Genomic DNA, 24,614 nt, shown 5'->3' on the forward strand with positions numbered 1-24,614 from the left:
CGAGCCCGAGCCGGTATCCTCTCAGGCCCGGGTGCCCTCAGGCCCGGGGGTCTCGGGCAGCCCCAGCGCCGACTGGAGGAGGCGGTGACGCCCCAGGACCTCGGTGGCCGGGGCCTCCAGCCCCCGGCCCACCACGGTGTCCAGACGGCTGCGCACCTGCTCGCCGTAGTGCGTCGCCTCCCGGCGGGCCCGCACCCGCCGCTGGTAGGCGGACCAGCTCAGCATGAGCAGGCCGACCAGCCCCACGGCCGCGGCGGCGGGCTCCACGGTGCCCTGGGACAGGCCGATCCCGCCCCAGACCAGGCCGATGACGAACAGCAGGATCCCGCCCCACCAGCTGAGGTCAATGAGCGGGGCACGGTGGCCGGGCAGGGGCACGCTGCCCACCGCCTCGGTGCTCTGGGCGGCCAGCGCCTCGGGGGAGATGACGGACTCCTCCACGCTGCGCAGCCAGACCAGGGGCAGGCCGTGGGTGGTGCGGCGCAGCCAGGTGGTCTGGATGGAGGCCACCGTCGCCCGGGAGGGGGGTTCCGGACGGGCCAGGGAACGCGGCAGGGCGTGGGCGAGCGCCGCCCGCACGGAGTCCTCCACGGCGGCGGCGCCGGAGGCCTGGATGAGGGCGGTGGTGGTCTCCGCCACCAGGGCGGGCTCCACACGTACCAGGCGCTCCGCCACGGTGGGACGCAGGCGCCGGGCAATGGCGTCCATCTCGGCGCTGGCGGTCCGGGCGGCGTTGGACTCCCGGGCGACGCGCTCACGCAGCAGGGTGCGGAAGGTGCCCAGGTTGTCCCCACGCACCGCCGAGACCGGCAGGACCTGCACGTCACGCAGGCCGTCGGCGTCCAGGAGCTCACGTACGTCGGCCAGGAGCGTGTTCACGCCCGTGGCAGGCAGGGTGTCGATCTGGTTGACCAGGATGAGCATGTCCTCCTGGCGGGCGCCCAGACCCCGCAGGTAGCCCTCGTGCAGGGCGGCGTCGGCGTACTTCTGGGGATCCACCACCCACACCAGGATGTCCGCCAGCGGGACGAGGCGGTCCACCTGGAGGGCGTGGGCGGTGGTCACCGAGTCGTAGTCGGGCACGTCGAGGAGGACCAGCCCCTCCAGGTCGTCCTGGTCGGTCGCGTCCAGCAGGGAGTCACGGCGGATGCGTCGGTCCTCGTTGACGCCCAGGAAGTCCAGGAGGGCGACGGCGTCGTCGCCCCAGGTGCAGGCCGCCGCCCGGGAGGTGGTAGGACGACGCGCCCCCACGTCGGCAAAGTCCAGCTGGGTGATGGCGTTGAACAGGGAGGACTTGCCCGAGCCGGTGCCGCCGAAGAAGGCGACCACGGTGTGGTCCACCCCCAGGGCCAGGCGCTTGGCGACCTCGTCCATCCCGGTGCGGGCGGGGATGGCCAGGCTCGCGGGGACCTCGGTGGGGCAGGCGTCCAGCGCCTGTCTCATGCGGGCCAGGCGCTCCTGAAGGTGCTGGTCGTCCAGCACGGTGTCAGTCATAGCCGATTCCTCCAGTTCCTCCGGGCTGGGCGAAGGGAGCTAGCTCGCTGGCGCGTAGGCGCAGGGCCGCGGCCAGCGAGGGGTCAGGGGCCAGGCTGGCCGCCGCCCCCTCGGGCAGGAGGACGGCGAGGGCACCGCCGAGGGCCTGGGTCAGGGAGGTCTGGGCGCGCTCCAGCTCCTGGCCCAGTCCCAGGCGCTCCGCGGCGCCACGAGCCCCCTCCACCCCGGCGGCGGCGGCGATCAGCAGGTCGGCGGTGGCGCCAGGGGTCAGCCCCTTTGGCGCCATCACAGTGGTCTCAGTCACACTATCGGACCACGTCCTGAGGACGTCGACGGCGTCGACGGTCCGGGGCAGCAGGCGCTCGGCCGCCGTCCCGGCCCCGGCCTCCTGCCACACCCGGGTGGCGTCGTCGGAGGCCGCCACGACGGTGGCCTCCAGGCGGGAGGCCACGCAGGCACGTACCTCCACGGCCAGCTCGGCCAGGGCGGCGGCACGGGACCGGGTGGCCCGTCCGAACCAGCCGCGTCCCAGGCGCCCGCCCTGGGCCAGGGAGGCCAGGGGGCCGCCGGCGGAGGCGGAGGTCAGCCAGCGGGTCGTCGGAGCGCCCTCGCCGCAGGAGCCCAGCTCCACGTCACGGGCGAGGTCCGAGGTCGGGGACTGACGCAGGATCCTGGTCTCGGCCTCCAGGGCGGCGGCGGCGTCGGCCTGGGTGTCCACGTCCTCGGCGAGCTGGGTGAGCTCGGCGCGCAGGGCCGTCCACTGGGCCCGTCCGGTGCGGCGCACCAGCCCGGCGGCGCGGTGGCGCCCGGCCAGGAGCTGGAGCCAGGTACGCAGCTCGGCCACGGAGGAGGCGGTCAGCAGGCCCTCGTGGGGGCCGGCGTCGGGGACGATGAACAGGGGGGACTCGCTCAGCCCCAGCCCGGCCAGGCGGGCCACCAGGTCGGTGCGCACCTCGGCCAGGATCGAGGCCGGGATCCGGTTGAGGACGACGGCGATGGAGGTACGGCGCCTGGCCGCCTCCTCCAGCGTGGTCCACGGGGTCTGGTCCCCGTAGCGGGCGGCGGTGGTCACGAAGAGCCACAGATCCGCCGCCTCCAGCAGGCGCGAGGCCAGGGTGCGGTTGGCCTCCTGGACGCTGTCCAGGTCGGAGGCGTCCACGAGGGCCAGGCCGGCGGGCACGGCCTCGGAGGTGACCAGGCGTGAGACCCCCGTGACCGGGTGGTCCGCCAGGGACTGGGCGTCCTCGGGGTTGACGACCAGGACGGGCACCCGGGTGGTGGGACGCAGGACGCCCGCCTCAGAGACCTCGGCGCCCAGGATGGAGTTGACGAGCGTGGACTTGCCCGCGCCCGTGGAGCCACCGACCACGACAATGGCGGGGATGTCCGCGTCCGCCAGGCGGGGCAGGACGTGGTCGCGTATCTGGGCGACCAGGCTGGCCCGGGCACGACGTGCGGCCTCGACCCCGGGAGCGGTCAGACTGAGGTCGAGGTTATCCAGGTCACGGGCGGTGTCCGTGAGCACGTCCATGAGCTGGCTGCGGCTCAGTGAGCTGACGGACGCTTCCCCGCTGGAGGGGACTGGGGAGGCAGGAGGGGCCATACAACATACTTTAAGGTCGGAAGGACCTCGACGGGGAGGGCGCACGCGCAGAGAGGAAATGCCCGCACGCACGACCCGCCCGACCCGGGCCCGTCGCGCCCGGGCGTGCACGCGGCCTCCCGCGGTGGATCGGGCCCACAATGCGCCTACCGCGGCCCCGCTGGCCGGGAGGGACCCGGGCGTGGCCCTGGGCCCGGGAGGCCGCGGTACGGCAGACGGCCCCGTACACGCCTTCCGGCGGTACGGGGCCGTCCCCTTACTCGGGGTGGCTGACGGGGTTTGAACCCGCGACCTCCTGGACCACAACCAGGCGCTCTGCCAACTGAGCTACAGCCACCAGCGTGCGGGCAATCGCAACGAGCCGTACTTTATCGACTCACCCCGTGAGGTACCAATCCGCCCACCGTGGACTGCATCACGTACCGGCGTCACAGGGTGCAGGACGCCGAGCGCTGGCACGTGCCGCCCGCCCCGGCCGGGCGGTCCACCGGGCAGCAGCCTCTCAGCGAGGACCCGCCTGCCTCATGACCTCCGCCGTCGGGCTGGCGAGCACCTGCTCCGCCGCCGCCTGGCAGGCTTCGCTCGTGGGCCCCTCGTCGGCGGGGAAGAGCACCGCCCGGTAGTAGCGCAGCTCGTCAATGGACTCCGCGATGTCCGCCAGGGCCCGGTGGCCCCCGCGCTTCTCCGGGGAGCGGAAGTAGGTGCGCGGGTACCACCGCTTGGCCAGCTCCTTAATGCTGGAGACGTCCACCACCCGGTAGTGGAGGTGGTCCACCAGCTCGGGCATGTCCCGCACCAGGAACGCCTTGTCGGTACCCACGGAGTTGCCCGCGAGCTGGGCCGTACGGGGCTCGGGCACCAGGGAGCGCACGTAGTCCAGGACCTGCCTGCGGGCCTGCTCCAGGGGCAGCCCGCCCTCCAGCTCCGCCAGCAGCCCCGAGGAGGTGTGCATCTTCCGCACGAAGTCGTTCATCTGCTCCAGGGCGGCGGCCGGGGGACGGATGAGGACGTCGATCCCCTCACCCTGGGGGCGCAGCTCGTAGTCGGTGACAATGACGGCCACCTCAATGAGAGCGTCAGCGTCGAGGTCCAGGCCGGTCATCTCACAGTCGATCCACACCAGGGGGTCGGAGGTACTCTGCTTGCTCACGGACAGAGTCTATCCTCCGGCCGTCCGCGCAGCCTCACCCACGCAGCGACGACGCCTCCCCACTACGTCGTCCCCGGAGGCGGCAGGCGGGCAACCTCACCCACGCAGTGACGGCGCCTCCCCGCCACCACCCAGCCTGACGGCCCGCCCGGTGCCCGGCAGGCGAGGCAGTAACCTGTCCCGCCCCACGGTCTCGTCGCAGACCACACTCCGTCTACGATAGTCCCGGCTCCGTCAGAGCCGTTCCCCGTACCGGCCCCACGGAAAGGCCCACTATGCAAAGGCTTGGTAGCATCTACACCCTTGATGAGCGTATTGGCAGCGGCGCTCAGGGGGAGGTGTGGCGCGGGCACGCGGACGGGTCACAGGAGGTCCTGGCGTTCAAGGTCCTCCGTCGTGACCTGGCCAGGGAGAGCTCGGTGGTCAGCGCCTTCCTCAAGGAGAGCGAGACGCTGCGCCGGGTCGCCAGCCCCGCGGTGGTCAGCATCCGCGACATCGTGGCCGAGGGGGAGACCCTGGCCCTGGTCATGGACTACGTGGGAGGCGGCGACCTGACGGCGAAGCTGCACCACGAGGGCCCCCAGAGCCCGGCGATGGTGGCCTGGATCGGCGCCTCGGTCGCCGTGGGCCTGGAGGCGATCCACGCCGCCGGGGTGGTCCACCGGGACGTCAAGCCCGCCAATATCCTCCTGGACCCCGCCACCGACCCGCCTACGCCCAAGGTGGCCGACTTCGGCGTGGCCAGGATCTGCGACTCCGCCTCCACCACCCGATCGACCATGTTCGTGGGCACACCCCTGTACATGGCCCCGGAGGTGGCTGACGGCATGCCCGCCTCCCCCGCCATGGACGTGTACTCCCTGGGGATCGTGCTCTACGAGCTCTCCTGCGGCGTCACCCCGTTCGTGGGCACCCCGGCCTACCTCATTAAGGCCCACGCCGGCCTCCTGCCCGGGCGGCCCCAGGGCGTGCCGGACGCCCTGTGGAACCTGATTGCCGCCATGACGGCCAAGGACCCGGCCGCGCGTCCCACCATGACCGCCGTGCGCGAGGCCCTGAGCACCCTGGTCACCACGCTCGCGCAGCTCCCGCCCGCCCCCGCCCTCACCGAGCCCCCGCAGGCCCTGCCGGCCGCGACGCCGGTCAGCGGGGACCAGACCATGGTCGCCGGCATCCCGGCCACCGGGGTCCTGCCCGCGGTGCCCTCAGCCTCCGCGGCCAGCGCCGCCTCCTACCCGGGGGTGCCAGCAGGCCCGGGGGTGCCTGGCTCCGCCGCCAGCGCCGCCTCCTACCCGGGGGTGCCAGCAGGTCCGGGGGTGCCTGGCTCCGCCGCCAGCGCCGCCTCCTACCCCGGCATGCCAGCGGGCCCGGGGGTGCCGGCCCCCGGAGCCCCCGGAGCCCCAGGTGCCCCCGGTGCGCCGGAGGCCGCTGACGCCGCTGCCGGCCCCGCAGCGCCCGCCAAGAAGCGGCGGCGGGGGCTGGTGGTGGCCCTGGTGGTGGCACTCGTGCTCCTGGGAGCCGGTGGCGCGGGCGCCTTCTACCTCCTGAGGGACACGGGCGAGGACAAGGCCGGGCCCGCACCGGTCACCACCACGGATCCCGGCCCGACGCCCTCACCCACCCCCTCGACCAGGCCCTCGGTCACGGCGTCGGCCACGGCGTCGGCCACGCCCTCAAAGCTCACCTCCATGCCCGACCTGGTGGGCAAGACCGAGGCCGAGGCCAAGAAGGCCCTGCCTGGCAGTATCACGGTCAAGATCAAGCAGAAGTCGGTCTCCGACGCCTCCAAGGTCGGTAAGGTCCTGGAGACCGACCCGGCCGCCGGGGCGGCCGTGCCCACCGAGGTCACCCTGACCATTGGCGCCAAGGTGGCCACTATCTACCTCTCCGACCTCAAGGCAGTGACCTCCAACGCGTTTTCCTCAAACCCGGCGACCCTCAATGGGCAGAAGTACGCCCACTCCATTTACAACGCGGAATACGCCAGGGATAGCAGCACTGAGTGGAACCTGGGACGCCACTTCACCCACCTGTCCGGCAAGCTGGGCCTGAGCGACAACTCCAAGGACGCCGACGCCACCTTTACGGTGGACTTCTACGCCGACCAGACGCTGCTCAAGACCGAGACCGTCTCCTTCGGGACGTTCACCGACCTGGACCTGGACATGACCAACGTCCTGCGCCTCAAGATCGTGGTCACCCGCACCACGGGGAACAACGCCAGCGTGGTCCTGGGGGACGCTGCCCTGGAGGGCAGCCCCGACCAGGTGCCCAGCCTCGACGAGCTCAACAAGGGCAACTAGCAGCCCCCGACCCTACCCGCCAGGAGGCGTGCCTGGCGGGTAGGGTCGCGTACACGTAAGCGAGCCGTCTGCCCACGACCACGAACCCGGGAGCCCCCATGACCGACACCCCCGCCCGCCGTCTCGGAAGCTCCTACGTCCTTACGGAGCGGGTGGGCGCGGGCGCCCAGGGGGAGGTCTGGCGCGGTCACCACGTGGACTCCACCGAGCCCCTGGCCTTCAAGGTCCTACGGGCCGACCTGGTGGACGACCCCGCCGTGGTGGAGCGGTTTATTAAGGAGCGCTCCACCCTGCTGCGGGTGCGCAGCCCCTACGTGGTGGCCATCCGCGACGTCGTCATCGAGGGATCCACCTTCGCCATTGTCATGGACTACGTCGACGGCGGGGACCTGTCCGGGCTGCTGCGCACCGAGGGCCCGCTGCCGCCGGCACGCCTGGCCGCCCTGGGGTCACGTATCGCCCGGGGCCTGGCCGCCGTCCACCACGCCGGGGTGGTCCACCGGGACGTCAAGCCCGCCAATATCCTCCTGAGCGCGGCCAGCCCAGGCCACGACGGCGTCGCGCCAGCCCCCCGGGGCACGCCCGCAGGCGGTGGGCAGGGCGCCGTGGTACCCCGGGTGGGGGACTTCGGGGTGGCCCGCATCTGCGACACCCTCACCGCCGCGCAGGCCACGGGCGCCATCGGGACCCCCCTGTACATGGCCCCCGAGATCCTGTCCCCGCAGGCCCCCACCCCCGCGGCGGACGTCTACTCCCTGGGGGTCATGCTCTACGTCATGACCTGCGCCGTGCCGCCCTTCCTCGGTGAGCCCGCCCAGCTGCTGCACCAGCACGCCCGCCGTGACCCCGGACGGCCCGACGGCGTCCCGGACCCCCTGTGGGAGCTCATGGCCGCCATGCTGGCCAAGCACCCGCAGGACCGTCCCGACGCCGACGTGGTGGCCCGGAGCCTGGAGGTCATGGAGACGGCCCTGGCAGGTCTGCCCGCCACCCCCAGGCTCCCGGCCCCTCCCCCGTCCGCGCCCTCAGCCCTCCCCTACGACTGGGACTACCCCGGGGCCCTGGCCCCTGGCACCGCGGGCGCGGGACCGGCAGGCTCCGGCCCACCAGCGCGGCCGGGCCCGGCGGGAGGCTCCCCCGGGGGGACTGCACCGGCAGCGGGCGCCCCCGCGGCCCTTGGGGCACAGGCCGGGCCGACTCTCGTGACCCCGCAGGACCGCACGTCCCCCATGGCGGACGTACAGGGGTACGGCATCGCCCCGGCCCCTGGACCCGGGGGCTCCCCGGCCAACTCCCGGCCCCCAGGCGGCCCCCGGCGCGGTGGGCCCCGCCGCAGGCGCCGGTGGGTCGGCGTGACAGTGGTGCTGGTGGTACTCGCCCTGGCCGCGGCAGGGGCCGGGGCGTGGTGGTGGGGTAGCAGCACCCGGGACTACCCGGGCTGGCTCGCCGCCCTGCCAGTAGGCAACTCCGCCCGGGAGGACCAGCGTCTGGCCGACGTCTCCGAGGCCGCCCTGGCCCCGGGCGGGGGCATGCTGGCCGCCAGGTCCTCGGGCACGTGGTCCCTGTACGACCTCACCAGCAGTGACAAGGCCCCCGTCTGGAGCGGGGACTGCTACAAGGCCGCCTTCTGGAACGCGAGGACCCTGCTGTGCCAGCAGTCCTCCTCCAGCAGGAGCGTCCTGGTCAGTACAGGTGGGACCACAGCCGTCCCCGGCCCCAAGGACACGGTGTACGTAGGCGCCACCCAGGACTACGCCGTCGTCGTCGACAAGGCCAGGAACCGCTCTAACGGCGACCTCATCGCCCTGGACGCCCAGGGCAAGGAGGTGTGGCGGGCCGCCGGGGCCTACTCCAAGGGGATGGTGCGCAACGGTTTCGTCCTGACCTACGAGGACAACTCCGACTCGGTGCAGGTCCTGTCAGCAGCCACCGGTGAGGTCCTGGTCTCCGCCCTGGACAAGGAGCCCGACTTCGACCCGGAGGACCGCGCCTGGCCGGGGGGCTTCAATATCGGCACCGGGACCGCGGCCTTCTCCCGCGTCACCTCCGAGGGCGCCACGGTCTACAACGCCAGCGGCAGCCAGGTGAGGAGCGTGCCGGGGACCTTCAGGAACCCGCCGACCTGGGCCTCCTCGGCCCCCCTGGACGCCGAGAGGCTGGCACAGGCCTACACCGCGGCCGCCAAGAACCCCTCGGCGCTCCAGGCCATCGGCCCTGACCGCGTCGTGGACGTCACCGTGGACACCAGCGCCTGCACGGCCTCGGCAGGAGGCACGCAGCTGGCGCTCCCCCGGCGGGGCTCCCAGGAGGTCTGCCTCCTCAGGCCCCTGGGCACCCTGGGCGAGGACCTGCTCATGCAGGTGGGCCAGCCCGACTCCGGCTCGGACGCCGCCGGGGACAGGGTCGTCGCCTACTCCACGGCCACCGGTCGGCCGGTGTGGGAGGTACGGGGAACCTACACGGGCGTGGTCGCCGCGCCGGGTCAGCCCAGCCAGGTACGTCTCCTGGTAACCCAGGGCGGCAGCTACGGGGACCTGGTGGTCTACACCGTCCTCAGGAGGTAGGCCGTCACCGGCGGGCCTGGTGGACCAGGACCCTCAGGCAGGCCGCCGCGGCAATGGCCCCCAGCACCAGGAGCACGAGGGCGTCCCACCACCACTGGCCCGCGCTGTGGTTCCACAGGGCGTCAGGGCTGGGCGTCATGCCATTCATGTCCACGGTGGAGGCGACCAGGGCGTAGCCCCAGCGCGCCGGCATGAGCCAGCTGATCTGGTCGAGCACGGCCCTGCCGGTCACCGTCACGAACCCCCCGGAGAACACCAGCTGGGTCATAATGGTCACCACCAGGACCGGCATGACCTGCTCGGAGGTGGACACCAGGGCCGAGACCGCCAGTCCCAGGATCCCCGCGACAAAGCCTGAGAGCCAGCAGTCCACGTACAGCTCCAGGCTGGCCCCGCCCAGGGCGGCGGCCCCGCTGGGGGCGTCGTTGAGCAGCAGCGCGATACCCACCATGAGGGAGGTCTGGACGGTGACGACCAGGGCGAGCATGACCGTCTTGGAGCCCATGTAGGCCCCCGGTCTCAGCCCGACGGCGGCCTCGCGCAGGAAGATGTCCCGTTCCTTGACCAGGTCGCGGATAGTGGCCGACATGCCCGCGAAGATGGCGCTAATGACCATGACGACGAGCAGCATACGGGCCTGCCCGGAGGGCTTGGGGGGATCGGGCAGGGCGAAACCGGTCTTGCCCTCGATGACCTTGGTGAGCAGGCCCATGATGACGGGCAGGATGAGCATAAAGCCCAGGTAGGAGGGGTCGGCCAGGACGATCCGCAGCTGGCGGCGGACCAGGGTGGAGATCTGGCGCGCCAGGGGACGGGGCGGCGGCTCCGTGGGGCCCTGCTGCCCGACCGGCCTGGACTGGCTGCTCTGGCCGCGCCGGGTGGAGGGGACCGTGGCCTCCAGGTGCGCCCGCAGGGAGGGGGTGTGGTTACGCATGAGCGCGTAGACGTCCGCGTAGCCGTTAATGGCGGTCGGGTCGGCCAGGGTCCCGCGCGGGGGGTTGGGCATGAGCTCGCCCCGGGCGGCGATCTCGGTCAGACGCTCCTGGAAGTAGGGCAGCACGTGGCTGGGCGGGCCGTAGTAGACGGGCTTGCCCCCGGCGGCCAGGATGAGGACCTTGTCGGCCCGGTCAATGTGGGTCTCGTTGTGGGTGACCACCACGACCGTGCGGCCGGAGTCCCCGGGGCGGGTGCCGTGGGCCAGACTGGCCAGGAGCTGCATGACGTCACGGTCGAGCTGGGGGTCCAGGCCGCTGGTGGGCTCGTCCAGGAACAGCAGGGAGGGGCTGGTGAGCAGCTCGATGGCGGTGGACACGCGCTTCTTCTGTCCGCCCGAGAGCTTCTTGACGCGCTTGTCCACGTGGGGGGTCAGGTCCAGATCCTCCAGGACCTGGTCAATGCGCGCGGTGCGCTCGGCCTTGGTGACGTCCTTGGCGAAGCGCAGCTCAGCGGCGTAGTTCAGGGTCTGACGCACGGTCAGGGCGCTGTGGATGACGTCCGTCTGAGGCACCACACCGATCTTGTTGCGCATAATCGGGTAGTGCTCGTAGACGTTGAGGCCGTCGAAGAGGACCTCGCCGTGCTGGGCCTTCTGCTCACCGGTGAGGGCCTTGAGGAGCGTGGACTTGCCCGCGCCCGAGGGGCCGACGACGGCCAGGAGCTCGTGCCCGCTCAGGGAGAAGGAGATCTGGTCCAGCAGGGTCATACGGCCGTTGTCGACGGTGAAGACAATGTCCTTGGCCACCAGGTCACCGGTGGAGCCAGCCGCCGCCTGGACCTGGATCAGGCCATCGGGGTTAATGGCCACGAAGTTGGAGCCCATACCCAGGACCACGGGCTCGGTGACCACCAGGCTGGGGACGCGCACGCCCCGGAAGAAGATGCCGTTGGTAGAGCCCAGGTCGGTGACGACAATGCCCTGGGCCGTGGCGTCCACCCGGGCGTGGTGCTTGGAGACCAGCGGGTCGGGCAGGGGGATGGCGTTGTCACGTCCGCGCCCGATGGTGGCGGTGTCGGTGACCCGGAAGGAGCGGACCGCGGTGGGCGCGCTCTGGGCGTGGCGGACCGGCGGCATGCTCCCAGTCTGGGTCACCGGCGGCATGCTCCCGGTCTGGGTCACCGGCGGCATGCTCCCGGTCTGGGGCCGGATCTGCGAGGTCTGAGGTGAGGCCCCGTAGACAGCCGGGGGGAGGTGGGCGGAGTAGGAGGCCGGGGCGGGTCCCGGGCCGGACCGGGGCGGGTAGCCCACCGGGCCCGTCGCCGCGGAGGGGGCGCTGGCAGGCGGGACCGTGGCCGCGGAGGGGGCGCTGCCGGGCGGGACCGTGGGCACAGGCCTCGGCGCGGCCTGCGAGGGGATCCCGGTCGTGGTGGTAGTCGCGGAGACGGCGCTGGCGGCGCTTGGCAGGCGCGCGGGCGTCAGGGCGATCCCCGGGCCGGAGGTGTCCCCGATCTGGATACGTGCCGGACGGGTCACCAAGGTCTCCCGGCAGAGCACCCCGTCCACGATCATGCCGTTGCGGCCCACTGCCCTGACTCTCCAGCCCCGCCCCTCGGGCACCACCTCCAGGTGCCTGCGGGAGACCACGGGATGGACCACGCGCACATCACATTCCTGGGAGCGCCCGACGGTGAAGGCGGTGGTGAACTGCTGGGCAGGCTGGGAGCCCTGGGCCGACAGTGAGGAGACGATAAGGCCGTTGGCAGCAGACGGCTGCGCGGGGTTCTGAGTCACGGAGGCCCTTTCGGTACGCTGGGAATCACGTTGGTCTCACTGTAGTGGCTCCGGGGCGCTCGGCGGGGCGGAGCGTGACACGGCGGGGCGCGGTGGGCCGCCGGCGGGCTCGTCCGCCAGGCCGCGACCACCTCCGTGACGGGCCAGGTTCCTGCCTTCGGAAAACGGGTAGACTCCTGCCCACCGCGAGGCAGTAACTGGGACCGTCGTACCAGCGACCGCACCTGACCACAGGGTGAGATGAGGGAGTAGGATACACCAGGTCACAGGAACTTCTCAGGTAAGCCCCCGTAGCTCAATGGACAGAGCATCGGCCTTCTAATCCGCGGGTTCCCGGTTCGAGTCCGGGCGGGGGCGCCACCAGTTCCGGGGGGACAGTGCAGGTGCAGTGCCAGGTACTCCCTATTACATTACGGTGACCAGCACCCGGGGCAGCCCGTGGACGCGCGAGACGGTAACCCGAGCGCGGTAACCGCGAGAACCGGCTTCCCGCGCGCCACGGACGTCCTGGTCCTAGGCGAGGCGGTACATCCAGTGGTGGGGGTCCTCACGGCGCCCGTACTGGATACCCGTGAGGTGGTCGTGAATCTGGTGGGTGACCTCGTTGCCGTCAATACCCACGTCAAACCCCTCCCCCTTGAGGCGGCCCAGCGGCACCACCACCGCCGCGGTCCCGCAGGCGAACACCTCGGTGACCCTGCCGGATCCAATACCCTCCAGCAGGCCCTTAAGGCTAATGGTCTCCTCGACGACGGTGCGTCCGGCGTCGGTCAGGAGGCGGATAATGGCGCTGCGGGTGGAGCCCTCCAGGATCGTGCCGGTCAGGCGGGGGGTGCGCACGGTGCCGTCAGCGTCCACGACCATAATGTTCATGCCACCGAGCTCCTCGAGGTTCCTCTGGGTGACGTCGTCGAGGAAGCAGACCTGGTCGCAGCCCTGGTCGGCGGCCAGGCTCTGGGGCAGCAGGGAGGAGGCGTAGTTGCCGCCCGTCTTGGCGGCACCCGTACCGCCCCGGCCGGCCCGGTGGTACTCGGTAGTCACCCAGATGGAGATGGGCTCCAGGCCGTGGGTGAAGTAGGCGCCCGCCGGGGAGGCGATGACGTAGTAGTCCACGACCCCCGCCGGGTGGACCCCCAGGAAGGCCTCGGAGGCGAAGGCGAAGGGCCGCAGGTAGAGCGACTCCCCCTCACCGGAGGGCACCCAGGCGGCGTCCGCCCGGACCAGGTCCACCAGGGAGGCCACGAAGTCCTCCTGGTCCAGCTCGGGCAGGGCCAGGCGGCGGGCGGAGGCCGCCAGGCGGGCGGCGTTGTAGCGGGGCCGGAAGGTCCACACCGAGCCGTCCTCGTGGCGGTAGGCCTTAATGCCCTCGAAGACCTCCTGGCCGTAGTGCAGCACGGCCGCGCCCGGGGACAGGGACAGGTCGCCGAAGGGGACGACGCCGTAGTCGCCCCACCCGGCCCCGCGGGTCCACCGGGCGTGGGCCATGTGGTCGGTGAAGGCACTGCCGAAGTGCAGGTCCCGTAGCGCCCGGTCACGCTGGGCCGAGGTGGCCGCGTGAGGGTTCGGGGTCAGGGGGAAGCGCCCTGCGAGCGCGTCGGCAGGGGGCAGGGGGAGCGCCGCGGCGCGGGCAAGGGGCGTGTCCAGCGAGTCGTGGGTGGGTGTGGTGGCCTCAGACATACGTGCAGCCTACCGCTGAGCCCACCAGGTGAACCCGAGGTTCTCACATGGTGACCTCACGGGAGGTGGCGTCAGGAACCGGCCCCGGTGCCGCCGGGGAGCCTGCCGCCTGGCGCTCAGGCGCCCAGCGCCGCCACGACGTCGTCGCCGATCTCGCTGGTGGAGCGGACCAGGGGCCGGCCTGCTGCGGCGGCAGCGGCACGGGCGGCCATGTCGGCGCCCACGGCGGCCTCGACCCGGCGGGCGGCACCAGCCTGTCCGATGTGCTCCAGCAGCATGGCGACGGCGCTGATGGTGGCGGTGGGGTCAGCCAGCCCCTGGCCGGCGATGTCGGGGGCGGAGCCGTGGACGGGCTCGAACATGGAGGGGAACCGCCCGACCGGGTTGAGGTTGCCGGAGGCCGACAGCCCGATACCGCCGGTGACGGCCCCGGCCTCGTCGGTGAGGATGTCACCGAAGAGGTTGTCGGTGACAATGACGTCGAACCGGCCCGGGTCGGTGACCAGGTAGATGGTGGCGGCGTCAATGTGGCTGTAGTCCACGCGCACCCCGGGGTAGCCGGCCCCGACGGCCTCCACGGTGCGGCGCCACAGGTGCCCGGCATGGACCAGGACGTTGTGCTTGTGGACCAGGGTCAGGTGCCGGGCGGGCCGGGAGGCGGCCAGCTCGAAGGCGTAGCGCACCACGCGCTCCACCCCGTAGGCGGTGTTGACGCTGACCTCGGTGGCGATCTCGTGGGGGGTGTCGGTGCGTACCGCTCCCCCGTTCCCGCAGTACAGGCCCTCGGTGCCCTCGCGCACCACCACGAGGTCGATGTCGCCGGGGTCGGCCAGGGGGGTGGGCACCCCCGGGTAGTAGCGGGAGGGGCGCAGGTTGACGTAGTGGTCCAGGGCGAAGCGCAGGCGCAGGAGCAGGCCGCGCTCCAGCACCCCGGAGGGGACCGAGGGGTCACCCACGGCGCCGAGCAGGATGACGTCCTGGGCCTTAATGGCCTCCAGGTCGGCGTCGGTCAGGGTCTCGCCGGTGCGGTGCCAGCGCCGTGCACCCAGGTCGAAGGTGGTGGGCTCCACGACGACGTCGGTACCGGCCAGGGCGGCCTGGAGGACCTTGAGGCCCTCGGGCACGACCTCCTGGCCAATCCCGTCCCCGGGGATCACTGCGAGCTTGACGGTCTGGTGCTGGGTCATGCCCCCAGGGTACGGACACCAGCCAGGATGTGAGACACGTAGTCCGCATTCTGGTCAACCGGCTGGCGGTGCGCTCCCGGTTGGCGGCCGGGCCCGATAGTCATAGTGACAGGATCTCCCGTCAACGACACGAGAAGTTTCTGAAGCGACTCGGCGAGCGGATCGTCAGAGGTCCCCTCACGAAGCAGGCAGCAGTACCACTCCATCAGCCTCACCCCGACCACTCGCGCAGGCCGTGAAGGAAGTCGGCGATCTCCCCACGCGAGACCGGCCGGACGCCCCTCCCCTCACGCCAGCCTGAGGAGGTCGAGCATGTCCCCGGTCCTACACGTGGGCGTCCTCGGCAGCCAGGTGCCGAGGACGCCCACGGCGTAGAAACAGGGACACAGGACCAAGGCAATGGGCGCCGCCCGGGGAGGCGCCGGATCCGTCCGGCCCCCAGCCAGCCCTGTGGGGCCGGGGCCGACCCGAGCCTGCCCGGGCCCGGTTCGAGCTCGAGCCTGCCCGGGCCCGGGCGCAGCCAGCCCGGGTGCCGGCCTCAGCGGGCCACGGAGCCCTCCTGGTAGTCCTTGTCAATGTCGGAGCGCCAGGCGAACATGGAGCGGACCTCTCGCCCGGTCTTCTCGATCGGATGGGCCTCGCCCTCGGCGCGCAGGCGCTTGAACTCCGGGGCGCCGGCGGCCTGGTCCTCCATAAAGCGCTTGGCGAAGGAACCGTCCTGGATGTCGGCCAGGACCTCCTTCATGTGCTCCTTGACGTCGGGGGTGATGACGCGCGGGCCGGAGACGTAGTCACCGTACTCGGCGGTGTCGGAGCAGGACCAGCGCTGCTTGGAGATACCGCCCTCGTTAATGAGGTCCACAATGAGCTTCATCTCGTGGCAGACCTCGAAGTAGGCCATCTCGGGCTGGTAGCCGGCCTCGACGAGCACCTCGTAGCCGTACTGGATGAGCTTGGAGACGCCGCCGCACAGGACGTTCTGCTCACCGAACAGGTCGGTCTCGGTCTCCTCGCGGAAGGTGGTCTTAATGGCCCCGGCGCGGGTGCCGCCAATGGCCTTGGCGTAGGACAGCACCAGCGGCCAGGCGGCCCCGGAGGCGTCCTGCTCGACGCAGACCAGCACCGGCACGCCGCGCCCGGCCTCGAACTCGCGGCGCACGGTGTGGCCGGGTCCCTTGGGGGCGACCATAATGACGTCGTGGTCGGCGGCGGGCTTAATGTAGCCGAAGTGGATATTGAAGCCGTGGGCGAAGAGCAGCGCGGCACCGGCCTTGAGGTTGGGCTCGATCTCGTTGCGGTACAGCTCGGCCTGGACCTGGTCGGGGGCCAGGATCGTCACGACGTCGGCCCAGGCCACGGCCTCGGCGATCGGCTTGACGGGCAGCCCGGCCTCCTCGGCCTTGGCGACGGAGCGGGAGCCCTCACGCAGGCCCACCACGACCTCCACGCCGGAGTCCCGCAGGTTGAGGGCATGGGCGTGGCCCTGGGAGCCGTAGCCGATGACCGCGACCTTCTTGGACTGGATGACGCTCAGGTCCGCGTCGTCGTCGTAGAACTTCTCAGCTGCCATAATGGTGTCTCACTTGTCCTTGAGTTGATCGGTGATGGATCGGGGGCCGCGCGTAATAGCCACGGCGCCGGACTGGACGATCTCCTTGACCCCGTAGGGGCGCAGGGCCTCCAGAAGAGCATTGACCTTCGACTGTGAGCCGACGGTCTCAATGACCACGCTCGTGGGGCACACGTCCACGACGTGGGCGCGGAAGAGGTCGACGATCTGGAGGACGGAGGTACGGTTGGCGTCGTCCGCGCGGACCTTAATGAGGTAGAGCTCGCGCTCCACGGAGGTCTGGCTGTCCAGCTCGACGATCTTGAGGACGTTGACCAGCTTGTTGAGCTGCTTGATGACCTGCTCCATGGCCAGGCCCTCGGCGTCGGCGATCACCGTAATACGCGAGATGTCCTCGTGCTCGGTGGGGCCCACGGCCAGGGAGTGGATATTGAACCCCCGGCGGGTGAACAGGGCCGAGACGCGCGTCAGCACGCCGGGCTTGTTCTCGACCAGGACGGACAGGGTGTGCTTGCTCATGCCCTCACTCCTCTTCCCACACCGGGCTCATGCCCCGCGCGTGCTGGATGTCGTCGTTGGAGACGCCCGCGGCCACCATGGGCCAGACCTGGGCGTCCGCCGAGCAGATGAAGTCAATGACCACGGGCCTGTCATTGATCGCGTTGGCCTGGGCGATGACGTCGTCCACGTCCTCCAGGCGCTCGCAGCGCAGCCCCACGGCCCCGTAGGCCTGGGCCATGGTCACGAAGTCCGGCACCCGCTGCGTGCCCGCGCCCGTGTGCAGGTCCGTGTTGGAGTAGCGCTGCCCGTAGAACAGGGTCTGCCACTGGCGGACCATCCCCAGGGAGGAGTTGTTGATCACGGCCACCTTAATGGGGATCTCGTTCAGGGTGCAGGTGGCCAGCTCCTGGTTGGTCATCTGGAAGCAGCCGTCGCCGTCAATGAGCCACACCGGGCGCTGCGGCAGGGCCACCTTGGCCCCCATGGCAGCCGGGACGCCATAGCCCATGGTCCCCGCGCCCGCGCTGGTCAGCCACGAGTGCGGACGGTGGAAGTGCAGGAAGTGCGCCGCCCACATCTGGTGCTGGCCCACCCCGGTGACCCAGACCGTGTCCTCGGGGGCCGCGCGGTCCAGGTGGGTAATGACCTCCTGGGGCTGGAGGAGGCCGTCGTCGGTGTCCGTCCACTCGGTGGGGTAGGTGGCGCGCACCCGCTCCACCTCCTGGAGCCAGCCGCTAATGTCCTGGCGCCCCTCGGCGGCCACCTGCTCCCGGAAGGCCCGGATCAGGGCGGGGACGACGTCGGCCAGGTCACCGACAATGGGGACGTCTGCGGCGCGGACCTTGGAGATCTCAGCGGGGTCGATGTCCACGTGGACGATGGCGGCCCTCCGCGCGAAGGTGTCCAAGTGCCCGGTGACGCGGTCGTCGAAGCGGGCGCCGAGACTGACAATGACGTCGGACCGCTGGAGGGCCCCGACGGCGGTGACGGTGCCGTGCATGCCCGGCATGCCCATATTGAGGGGGTGGTCGGAGGGCAGCACGTCCAGGGCGGTCAGGGTGGTGGTACAGGGCGCGCCAATGAGCTCCACCAGCGCCAGGAGCTCGGCGGGATCCACCTGGGCGCGGTTGAGGCCGCCCCCCAGGTAGAGCACCGGGCGCTCGGCGGCCGCCAGGACCTCGGCGGCCTGGGCCAGGCGCCGCGCGTTGGGGCGGCCGGGCAGGTGGTAGCCGGGGAGGTCGACCTCTGGCAGGCCGCGGTAGGTGGTGGTACCGACCTGCGCGTCCTTGGTGACGTCCACCAGCACCGGCCCGGGCCGCCCGGTGGAGGCGATGTAGAAGGCCTCGGTCACCGCCTGGGCGACGTCGTCGGGGGAGGTGACCAGGAAGGAGTGCTTGACGAAGGGCATGGTCGCCCCGACGATGTCCGCCTCCTGGAAGGCGTCGGTCCCGATGGCGCGGGCCCCGACCTGCCCGGTGACGGCCAGCATGGGCACGGAGTCCATGTGGGCGTCCCCGATGGCGGTGATCAGGTTGGTGGCGCCGGGGCCGGAGGTGGCCACGCACACGCCCGGGCGTCCGGTCACCATGGCGTAGCCCTCGGCCGCGTGACCGGCCCCCTGCTCGTGGCGGACCAGGACGTGGCGGATGCGCGTAGAGGCCAGGAGGGGGTCGTAGAAGGGGAGGATGGCGCCTCCGGGCATACCGAAGATGTCCGTGACCCCCAGGTCCTCCAGGACGCGCACGAGCGCCTGGGCCCCTGTCATCTCCTGGCTGGGTGCTGCGGGAGCGTGGTGGTCGGTGCGCTGACCCATGGTCGCCCTCCTGTGCGGACTCGGTGACGTCGGCCGGGCGCCGACCGCCCCACCGTAGGACAGGGACCGTCAGGAGTCACCCCGGAACCGAGGTTGTCTCACATCGTGAGACCACGAGAGTGCCGGGAGGGACGAACGGCCCCGCTCGCGCCCCTCTGGGCCGCCGCGCGAGGCGCCCGCGCTGGCCGCGGTGCCCCGGCCCTGGGGGCGCACGCAGTACCCCGTCTGGAGACGCACCGGGACCCTGTGACACAATGCCAGGCTCCAGCACACTGGTACGTGTGCTGCCCAGCGTCGTGCAGTCACCCGGAAGGCAGTCCTCGTCTTGTTGGTCACCAACCTCCTCGCCCACCTGGCCAAGAACCCCGTCCTCGTCCTCTTCCTCCTGGTCGGCACGGGTATGCTCGTGGGTCACGTCAAGGCCAGGGGGGTCAGCCTGGGCGCGGCCGCCGTCCTCTTCCTGGGCATTGCGCTGGCCGCCTGGGGCGCGGCCTGGGACGTCCCCGACACGGGCAGGCCCACCTTCATCACCATCCCCCCGGAGATCGGCACCTTCGGCCTGGCCCTGTTCACCTTCGCCATCGGGGTCCAGTCCGGCCCCAACTTCTTCCACGTCATCCGCAACGCCGCAGGTCCCCTGGTCATCATGCTGACCATCCTCGTGGCCGCCGCCGGGGCCGCCCTGGGGGTCGGGCACGCCCTGGGCATGGACCCCACGCTCATTGCCGGGACCTTCGCGGGCGCCGTCACCAACACCCCGGCCCTGGCCGCCGCGGGCAACGCCGCCACGGCCGCGGGCAACCCCGAGGGGGCTGGCATCGCCACCGTGGGCTACGCCGTCGCCTACCTCTACGGGGTGGTCGGCATGCTGTTCTTCTGCCTGCTGGCGCTGCGCTACCGGCGTACCGACCACGACACCCCCTCGCCCGTGATCAACCGCACCATCCGCGTGGAGCGGCGCGACAGCCCCCGTATCGAGGACATCCTGGAGGTCATCCCCGGGGAGCTGAAGTTCTCCCGCCTACGTCGCGGGGAGACCGGGCCCATTACCCGGCCCACCCCCAAGGACCACGTCTACGCGGGCGACCTGGTCACCGTCGTCGGCACCAAGGACGCCGTCAACCAGGTCATCAGGGACCTGGGGCACGGCTCCTCCCACTCCCTGATCGAGGACCGCAAGTACCTCGACTTCCGCCGCATCACGGTCTCCGACCCCAAGGTCGCCGGGCGCACCGTGGGGGAGCTCGCCATGGACGCCAGCTACGGGGCCACCATCTCCCGGGTACGCCGCGGTGACGTGGACATGGTGGGCACCCCGGACCTGGTCCTCCAGCTCGGCGACCGGGTGCGCGTCGTCGCCCCCACCGGGCGGATGGCGGAGATCACCAGGTTCTTCGGCGACTCCGCCCGGGGCCTGTCCTCCATTAACCCGGTGGCCATGGGGCTGGGGATGGCACTGGGCATTATTATCGGCGAGTGGGAGTTCCTCACCCCCACCGGGGCGACCTTCTCCATCGGCTCGGCCGCGGGCACGCTGATCGTGGGCCTCGTCTTCGGCAAGATCGGGCGCATTGGGAGCTTCGTGACGGCCCTGCCGTTCACCGCCACCGCCGTGCTCAGCGAGTTCGGGCTCCTGGTGTTCCTGGCCCAGGCCGGCACCAAGGCCGGCAGCCAGATCGAGAGCGCCTTCGCCGGCGACGACTGGTGGAAGATCCTCCTGACCGGGTTCGTCGTCACCACCATGGTGGGCCTGAGCCTGTACGTCACCATGCGCTGGGTGGTGGGGATGGGCGGCACACGCCTGTCCGGGCTCCTGGGAGGCGTCCAGACCCAGCCGGCCATCCTGGCCTTCGCCAACGAGCGCACCGGCTCCGACCCGCGCGTGGCCCTGGGCTACGCCATGGTCTACCCGGTGGCCATGGTCGCCAAGATCTTTATCGCCCAGATCCTGGGCGGCCTGGCGTAGGCGGTGCAGGCGGCGCCCACCACCCCGTAGCCCGGGCCGCTCCCGGGCACGCCCGCCGCCGGGCACTTGCTTATTCCCAGGGCGCGGGGCGGCTTGCCCGCTTCCGGGCACGCCTGCCGCCAGCCCCGCCCGGTCCCGACCGGCGTCCCCGGTCCCGCCGCGGCGGGGTAGCACTCACGCGGTCTCGACGTCGTCCTCGGCCCACTCCACGTCCACCAGCTCCTTGGGGGTGACGTCGTGGCGCCAGTTGCGGTCGGTGATAATGCGGGCCAGGGCCAGTCCCATACCAATAGCCGTAATGACGAAGAACACCTCCACAATGCTGGCCGCGGCCTCCCGCAGGGCGACGCCGACGTCGTCGCCGTACACGCCGTAGTCATTGAGCGCGGAGAGGGCCCGGTAGAAGGGCACGCCCGGGATCATAATGACGACGGCCGGCACGGACAGGGCCACCCGCGACAGGCTCGCCCGGGAGACGAAGAGCTGGGCCATGAGGCCGATGACGACGGCGGCCAGACCCACGGCGAGCTGCCAGGGCACGTGGCACTCGGTCACCAGGAGGATGCGTCCGGTGTTGGCGGCCGCGCCCACCACCGCCGCCAGCGCCGCCGCCCGCGCCCCGGCGTTGAACAGCATGGCGAACCCGTAGGCGGCGATAAAGGAGCACAGGGCGCGCAGCACGTAGAGGACCACGCCCTCGTCGGGGTAGGCCGAGGACACCGTCACCAGGTCCCAGGAGAAGATGAAGCTGACCGTCCACACCGCCACCCCGGCCGCGGCCATGACCAGCATGACGTAGGCGGAGCGGGATATGGCGCTGGAGAAGTCCTGGCGCATCATGTCCAGCATGGCGGTGACCATGGGGAACCCGGGGATGAGGAACAGGATCGCCGAGACCAGGCCGCCCTGGTGCGTGCTCGCGATCAGCTCGCTGGCCGCCAGGCCCGAGACGATCGACATGTACAGGCCCGAGGCGACCAGGCCGCACACCAGCCAGGTGAAGAAGTGCTGGAAGTGGCGCACCAGCATGTAGCGGCGCACCGCCTGCCCCAGGCAGGCGGCCACGAGCACGGCCAGGCACTCCACCCAGCCGCCGTGGTTGAGGAAGCAGAACCCCGCGCAGGCCACCCCGGAGGCCAGGGCGTTGGTCAGCGGCCCGTAGAGGCCGCGCATGGCCGACACCCGGTCGAGCTCGGCGTCGAGCTCCTCCACCCGCTCGTGGTGGCGCAGGTCGTGCACAATGCGGCGCAGGGCCTCCAGGCGGTCCACGTTGACCCCCACCAGGCGCACCTCGGCGGCCTCCGTGCGGAAGCGGTCCCCCACGTAGGAGGAGGTGACGATCTCGGTCATGGTGACCGTGGCCGTGTGGCGGTCCAGGCCGACGGCGGCGGCGGCCCGGGCCATGGAGGACTTGACCCGGTAGGAGCCGGCCCCCGCGGCGAGCATGAGGCGTCCCAGGCGCAGCACGACGGCGGACTGGCGCATGAGCCGATCGGCGTCGAGCTGGTGGTCGGCCGCGCTGCCCTCAGGGCCGGTGGCCCGCGGGCCGGGGACGGCGGCGTCGGTCGTGCCCTCAGGGGGAGGTGTGATCGTTGGGTCGCTCGGGTTCGGGAGTGATGCGTTCACGGGCTTATGGTGCCCCCGGTCAGGGCTGGCCCGACGGGTCCGAGGGCCCGCACCCGGTGCGAATCGGGACACGGTGCCACACGCCCGGCTACGGACCGGGTCGGCCGTGAGCGCGCCCCTGAGCGTAGGTGAGGACGCCGCCCACCCGGCTACGGACCCGGTGCCTGGCGGCCTTCCGGGTGGCCGTGGGCTGCGCGGTCGGGGCCGCCCGTGGCGGGCGGGGCCGGACGGACTCTCCCGTGGCGGGCGGGGCCGGGCAGGCCCGGGCCTGACCCCCTCTTGGGTCAGGGCCTTTACGACAGGGCCGGACCGGGGCCCAGGCGGACCTGGGTACCTGCCCGACCGGCCACAAGATCCTCGGCCTGCCCCAGGCTGCCAATGACGGCACGCCCGCCGGTGGCCTCCACGAAGGACGCGGCCGCCTCCGCCTTGGGCCCCATGGAGCCCGCAGGCAGCCCCAGGTCACGCAGCCCGGCCGGGGTGACGGCGTCCAGCAGCCGGGCCTCGGGCGTGCCGTACCCCACCACCACGCCCGGGACGTCGGTGAGGATGACAAGCAGGTCCGCCCCGATCTGGCGGGCCAGGACGGCTGAGGCCAGGTCCTTGTCCACCACGGCCTCCACCCCCTCGTGGGTGCCGTCGGGCCAGGCCCGCACCGGGACCCCGCCACCGCCGGTGCACACGACCACCGCCCCGGCGTCGAGCAGGGTACGCACGCTCCCCGCCTCCAGGACCTGGCGGGGCGCCGGGGAGGGCACCACCCGACGCCAGTGCCGCCCGTCACGGGCCATGGACCAGGCGCGCTCCGAGGCCAGGTGCTGGGCGTCGTACTCGGTGAGCACGGCGCCCACGAACTTGGTGGGGCGGCTCATGGCCGGGTCGTCGGCGTCCACGAGGACCCGTGTCAGCAGGCCCGCCACCTGACGCCCGGGCAGGGCGTCCGCCAGGGCCTGGAGGATCCAGAAGCCGATCATGCCCTGCGTCTGGGCCACCAGGGTGTCCAGCGGGTAGGCGTCGGCAGGCACCTGCGCCGAGGCTGTGGCCGCCGCGAGCAGCCCCACCTGGGGGCCGTTGCCGTGGGTGAGCACCAGCTCGTGCTCCTGGGCCAGGGGGATCAGGGAGGCGACGGCAAGACGCACCTTGGCCACCTGGATGGCGGTGTCTGGGGTGGCGCCGCGGGGCAGGAGGGCGTTTCCACCCAGGGCGATGACGATGCGCACGGGATTCCTTCGGTCGGGCCCTGAGGGGCTAGGGCACAAGACACGAGAATAGCCCGCACCTGGACGCCTGCGGACCACGGCCCGACCACAACCCGACCACGGCCCGACCCTCCCGCGGGACGCAGGCCGGGGCGCGCACCAGGTGTGGCCCCGCCCCTCTCCCGCACGCCACTGAGCGGTCTTCAGAGGTCGTAGTCCACGACGAGGGGGGCGTGGTCGGACCAGCGCCCGGAGCGCCGGTCGGCCTTGTCAATAGCGAAGGAACGGGCCAGAACGGCCAGGGACGGGGTGGTCAGGTGGTAGTCAATGCGCCAGCCGGTGTTGTTCTCAAAGGCGGAACCGCGCTGGGACCACCAGGTGTAGGGCCCCTGGACCGGACCCGCCAGACGGCGCACCGTGTCCACCCAGCCCGAGGAGAACCAGGTGTCCAGGTAGGCGATCTCCTCGTCCAGGACCCCGGAGGTCCTGTTGTGGTTGGAGCGCCAGTTCCTAATGTCGGAGGCGGTGTGGACGATATTGAGATCCCCCGCCACGAGGACCTGTGGGCCGTCGGCGGCGGACGCCAGGAGAGCGGACATCCGGGCGTCCACCAGGGACAGGTGGGCGTACTTCTGGCCCATCCTCTCAGTGCCAACCTGGCCGGCGTGGAAGTAGGCGGAGACAACGGTGAGCAGGGGCCGGGCCGACTCGGAGGGCGTACCGGGACCACCGGGGTCCTGGCCGGGAGCACCCGGGCCGGGAGCCGGGTCGGGAGCACCCGGGCCGGGTCGCGTCGCCCGCCCCGCGACCGGGTGCTGAGCCGGGTCGGGTCCGTCCACGTGGTCAGGTCCGGGGGACGCGGGCAGCAGGTCCGCCTCCAGCCAGCGGCCAGAGTCGACGTCGGGCTCCTGGGTGCCGGGAGGCGCCACGCCGTAGCGCACCTGGCCCAGGCGCACGGGACCACCCTGGCGCACCGCGACGGACACCCCCGCACGCCCCTTGACGCGGCAGGGCCAGGTGACCGCCTCGTAACCGGGAAGGAGCGAGGCGGCGACGGGCTCCTCGGCACGGACCTCCTGGAGCAGGACGACGTCCGCGCCGCTGGAGCGGAGCCACTGGTCCATGCCCTTGCGCGCGGCAGCACGGATACCGTTGACGTTGACGGTGGCAATACGCATGAGGCGCAGACTACGCCGGGGCGACAAGGTCCTTGCGCCACGGCATATTCTCCTA

At 71.8% G+C, this 24,614-nt stretch carries 15 protein-coding genes and 2 tRNA genes; 4 read left to right on the top strand and 13 right to left on the bottom strand.

Translation table 11 applies throughout. From position 1 onward, the window contains the following. Positions 1–21: 21 nt before the first annotated feature. From C3V41_RS05020 to orn, 4 genes are all read right to left on the bottom strand, one after another. Complete coding sequence (locus tag C3V41_RS05020; RefSeq protein WP_106109352.1) at positions 22–1,494, bottom strand: GTPase; 1,473 nt, start codon at positions 1,492–1,494, stop codon at positions 22–24. After that, complete coding sequence (locus C3V41_RS05025) at positions 1,487–3,097, bottom strand: GTPase (RefSeq protein ID WP_106109353.1); 1,611 nt, start codon at positions 3,095–3,097, stop codon at positions 1,487–1,489. Before C3V41_RS05025 ends, C3V41_RS05020 begins: the two co-directional genes overlap by 8 nt. 264 nt (positions 3,098–3,361) lie before the next feature. Continuing rightward, a tRNA-His gene (locus C3V41_RS05030) sits at positions 3,362–3,434 on the bottom strand. A 165-nt stretch (positions 3,435–3,599) separates the two neighbouring features. After that, on the bottom strand, positions 3,600–4,199 hold the full coding sequence (gene orn / locus C3V41_RS05035) for an oligoribonuclease (protein ID WP_106110680.1): 600 nt from the start codon (positions 4,197–4,199) through the stop codon (positions 3,600–3,602). A 323-nt stretch (positions 4,200–4,522) separates the two neighbouring features. Between orn and C3V41_RS13070 the strand changes: the two genes are divergently transcribed. Further along, positions 4,523–6,550: a protein kinase domain-containing protein gene (locus tag C3V41_RS13070; RefSeq protein WP_106109354.1), complete on the top strand. Its 2,028-nt coding sequence runs from the start codon at positions 4,523–4,525 to the stop codon at positions 6,548–6,550. A gap of 98 nt (positions 6,551–6,648) precedes the next feature. Next, the gene (locus C3V41_RS05045) at positions 6,649–9,114 is read left to right on the top strand and encodes a serine/threonine-protein kinase (RefSeq protein ID WP_106109355.1); all 2,466 of its coding nucleotides are present in this window, start codon (positions 6,649–6,651) and stop codon (positions 9,112–9,114) included. A 4-nt stretch (positions 9,115–9,118) separates the two neighbouring features. Here the strand turns inward: C3V41_RS05045 and C3V41_RS05050 are convergent, their stop codons facing one another. Further along, entirely contained in the window at positions 9,119–11,842 is a 2,724-nt protein-coding gene (locus C3V41_RS05050) for an ATP-binding cassette domain-containing protein (protein WP_106109356.1), read from the bottom strand. A gap of 284 nt (positions 11,843–12,126) precedes the next feature. Here C3V41_RS05050 and C3V41_RS05055 point away from each other — a divergent pair. Then, positions 12,127–12,202, top strand: a tRNA-Arg gene (locus C3V41_RS05055). A gap of 153 nt (positions 12,203–12,355) precedes the next feature. On the opposite strand, the gene C3V41_RS05060 is transcribed toward C3V41_RS05055, so the two are convergent. From C3V41_RS05060 to C3V41_RS05080, 5 genes are all read right to left on the bottom strand, one after another. After that, positions 12,356–13,519, bottom strand: a complete 1,164-nt coding sequence (locus tag C3V41_RS05060) for a branched-chain amino acid aminotransferase (protein WP_106109357.1) — start codon at positions 13,517–13,519, stop codon at positions 12,356–12,358. Positions 13,520–13,635: 116 nt separating this feature from the next. Beyond that, positions 13,636–14,706: a 3-isopropylmalate dehydrogenase gene (locus C3V41_RS05065; RefSeq protein WP_106109358.1), complete on the bottom strand. Its 1,071-nt coding sequence runs from the start codon at positions 14,704–14,706 to the stop codon at positions 13,636–13,638. Positions 14,707–15,244: 538 nt separating this feature from the next. Next, positions 15,245–16,276 carry a ketol-acid reductoisomerase gene (gene ilvC / locus C3V41_RS05070; RefSeq protein ID WP_106109359.1) on the bottom strand — a complete coding sequence of 344 codons (1,032 nt, stop codon included), beginning with the start codon at positions 16,274–16,276 and terminating at the stop codon, positions 15,245–15,247. 9 nt (positions 16,277–16,285) lie between these two features. Continuing rightward, positions 16,286–16,795: an acetolactate synthase small subunit gene (gene ilvN / locus C3V41_RS05075; protein ID WP_106109360.1), complete on the bottom strand. Its 510-nt coding sequence runs from the start codon at positions 16,793–16,795 to the stop codon at positions 16,286–16,288. 4 nt (positions 16,796–16,799) lie between these two features. Beyond that, positions 16,800–18,590, bottom strand: a complete 1,791-nt coding sequence (locus C3V41_RS05080; protein ID WP_106109361.1) for an acetolactate synthase large subunit — start codon at positions 18,588–18,590, stop codon at positions 16,800–16,802. Positions 18,591–18,918: 328 nt separating this feature from the next. Between C3V41_RS05080 and C3V41_RS05085 the strand changes: the two genes are divergently transcribed. Next, positions 18,919–20,556, top strand: a complete 1,638-nt coding sequence (locus tag C3V41_RS05085; protein WP_106109362.1) for an aspartate:alanine exchanger family transporter — start codon at positions 18,919–18,921, stop codon at positions 20,554–20,556. A 174-nt stretch (positions 20,557–20,730) separates the two neighbouring features. On the opposite strand, the gene C3V41_RS05090 is transcribed toward C3V41_RS05085, so the two are convergent. The 3 genes from C3V41_RS05090 to C3V41_RS05100 all read right to left on the bottom strand — a co-directional run bounded on the left by C3V41_RS05090 (position 20,731) and on the right by C3V41_RS05100 (position 24,559). After that, positions 20,731–22,041 (bottom strand): threonine/serine ThrE exporter family protein, encoded by a 1,311-nt coding sequence (locus C3V41_RS05090; RefSeq protein WP_106110681.1) that lies wholly within the window; start codon positions 22,039–22,041, stop codon positions 20,731–20,733. Positions 22,042–22,475: 434 nt separating this feature from the next. After that, positions 22,476–23,402, bottom strand: a complete 927-nt coding sequence (locus C3V41_RS05095) for a carbamate kinase (protein WP_106109363.1) — start codon at positions 23,400–23,402, stop codon at positions 22,476–22,478. A 182-nt stretch (positions 23,403–23,584) separates the two neighbouring features. Continuing rightward, entirely contained in the window at positions 23,585–24,559 is a 975-nt protein-coding gene (locus tag C3V41_RS05100) for an exodeoxyribonuclease III (protein ID WP_106109364.1), read from the bottom strand. Between the last annotated feature and the right edge of the window lie 55 nt (positions 24,560–24,614).

The sequence above is a fragment of the Actinomyces sp. oral taxon 897 genome (assembly GCF_002999235.1).
In the GTDB taxonomy this organism is placed as follows: Bacteria; Actinomycetota; Actinomycetes; order Actinomycetales; family Actinomycetaceae; genus Actinomyces.

Coding starts and splice junctions, on each gene's coding strand:
- ilvN (WP_106109360.1), bottom strand. CDS start 16,795: ATGAGCAAGCACACCCTGTCCGTCCTGGTCGAGAACAAGCCCGGCGTG.
- C3V41_RS05100 (WP_106109364.1), bottom strand. CDS start 24,559: ATGCGTATTGCCACCGTCAACGTCAACGGTATCCGTGCTGCCGCGCGC.
- C3V41_RS05080 (WP_106109361.1), bottom strand. CDS start 18,590: ATGGGTCAGCGCACCGACCACCACGCTCCCGCAGCACCCAGCCAGGAG.
- orn (WP_106110680.1), bottom strand. CDS start 4,199: ATGACCGGCCTGGACCTCGACGCTGACGCTCTCATTGAGGTGGCCGTC.
- C3V41_RS05020 (WP_106109352.1), bottom strand. CDS start 1,494: ATGACTGACACCGTGCTGGACGACCAGCACCTTCAGGAGCGCCTGGCC.
- C3V41_RS05045 (WP_106109355.1), top strand. CDS start 6,649: ATGACCGACACCCCCGCCCGCCGTCTCGGAAGCTCCTACGTCCTTACG.
- ilvC (WP_106109359.1), bottom strand. CDS start 16,276: ATGGCAGCTGAGAAGTTCTACGACGACGACGCGGACCTGAGCGTCATC.
- C3V41_RS05090 (WP_106110681.1), bottom strand. CDS start 22,041: ATGCGCCAGTCCGCCGTCGTGCTGCGCCTGGGACGCCTCATGCTCGCC.
- C3V41_RS05065 (WP_106109358.1), bottom strand. CDS start 14,706: ATGACCCAGCACCAGACCGTCAAGCTCGCAGTGATCCCCGGGGACGGG.
- C3V41_RS05025 (WP_106109353.1), bottom strand. CDS start 3,097: ATGGCCCCTCCTGCCTCCCCAGTCCCCTCCAGCGGGGAAGCGTCCGTC.
- C3V41_RS13070 (WP_106109354.1), top strand. CDS start 4,523: ATGCAAAGGCTTGGTAGCATCTACACCCTTGATGAGCGTATTGGCAGC.
- C3V41_RS05060 (WP_106109357.1), bottom strand. CDS start 13,519: ATGTCTGAGGCCACCACACCCACCCACGACTCGCTGGACACGCCCCTT.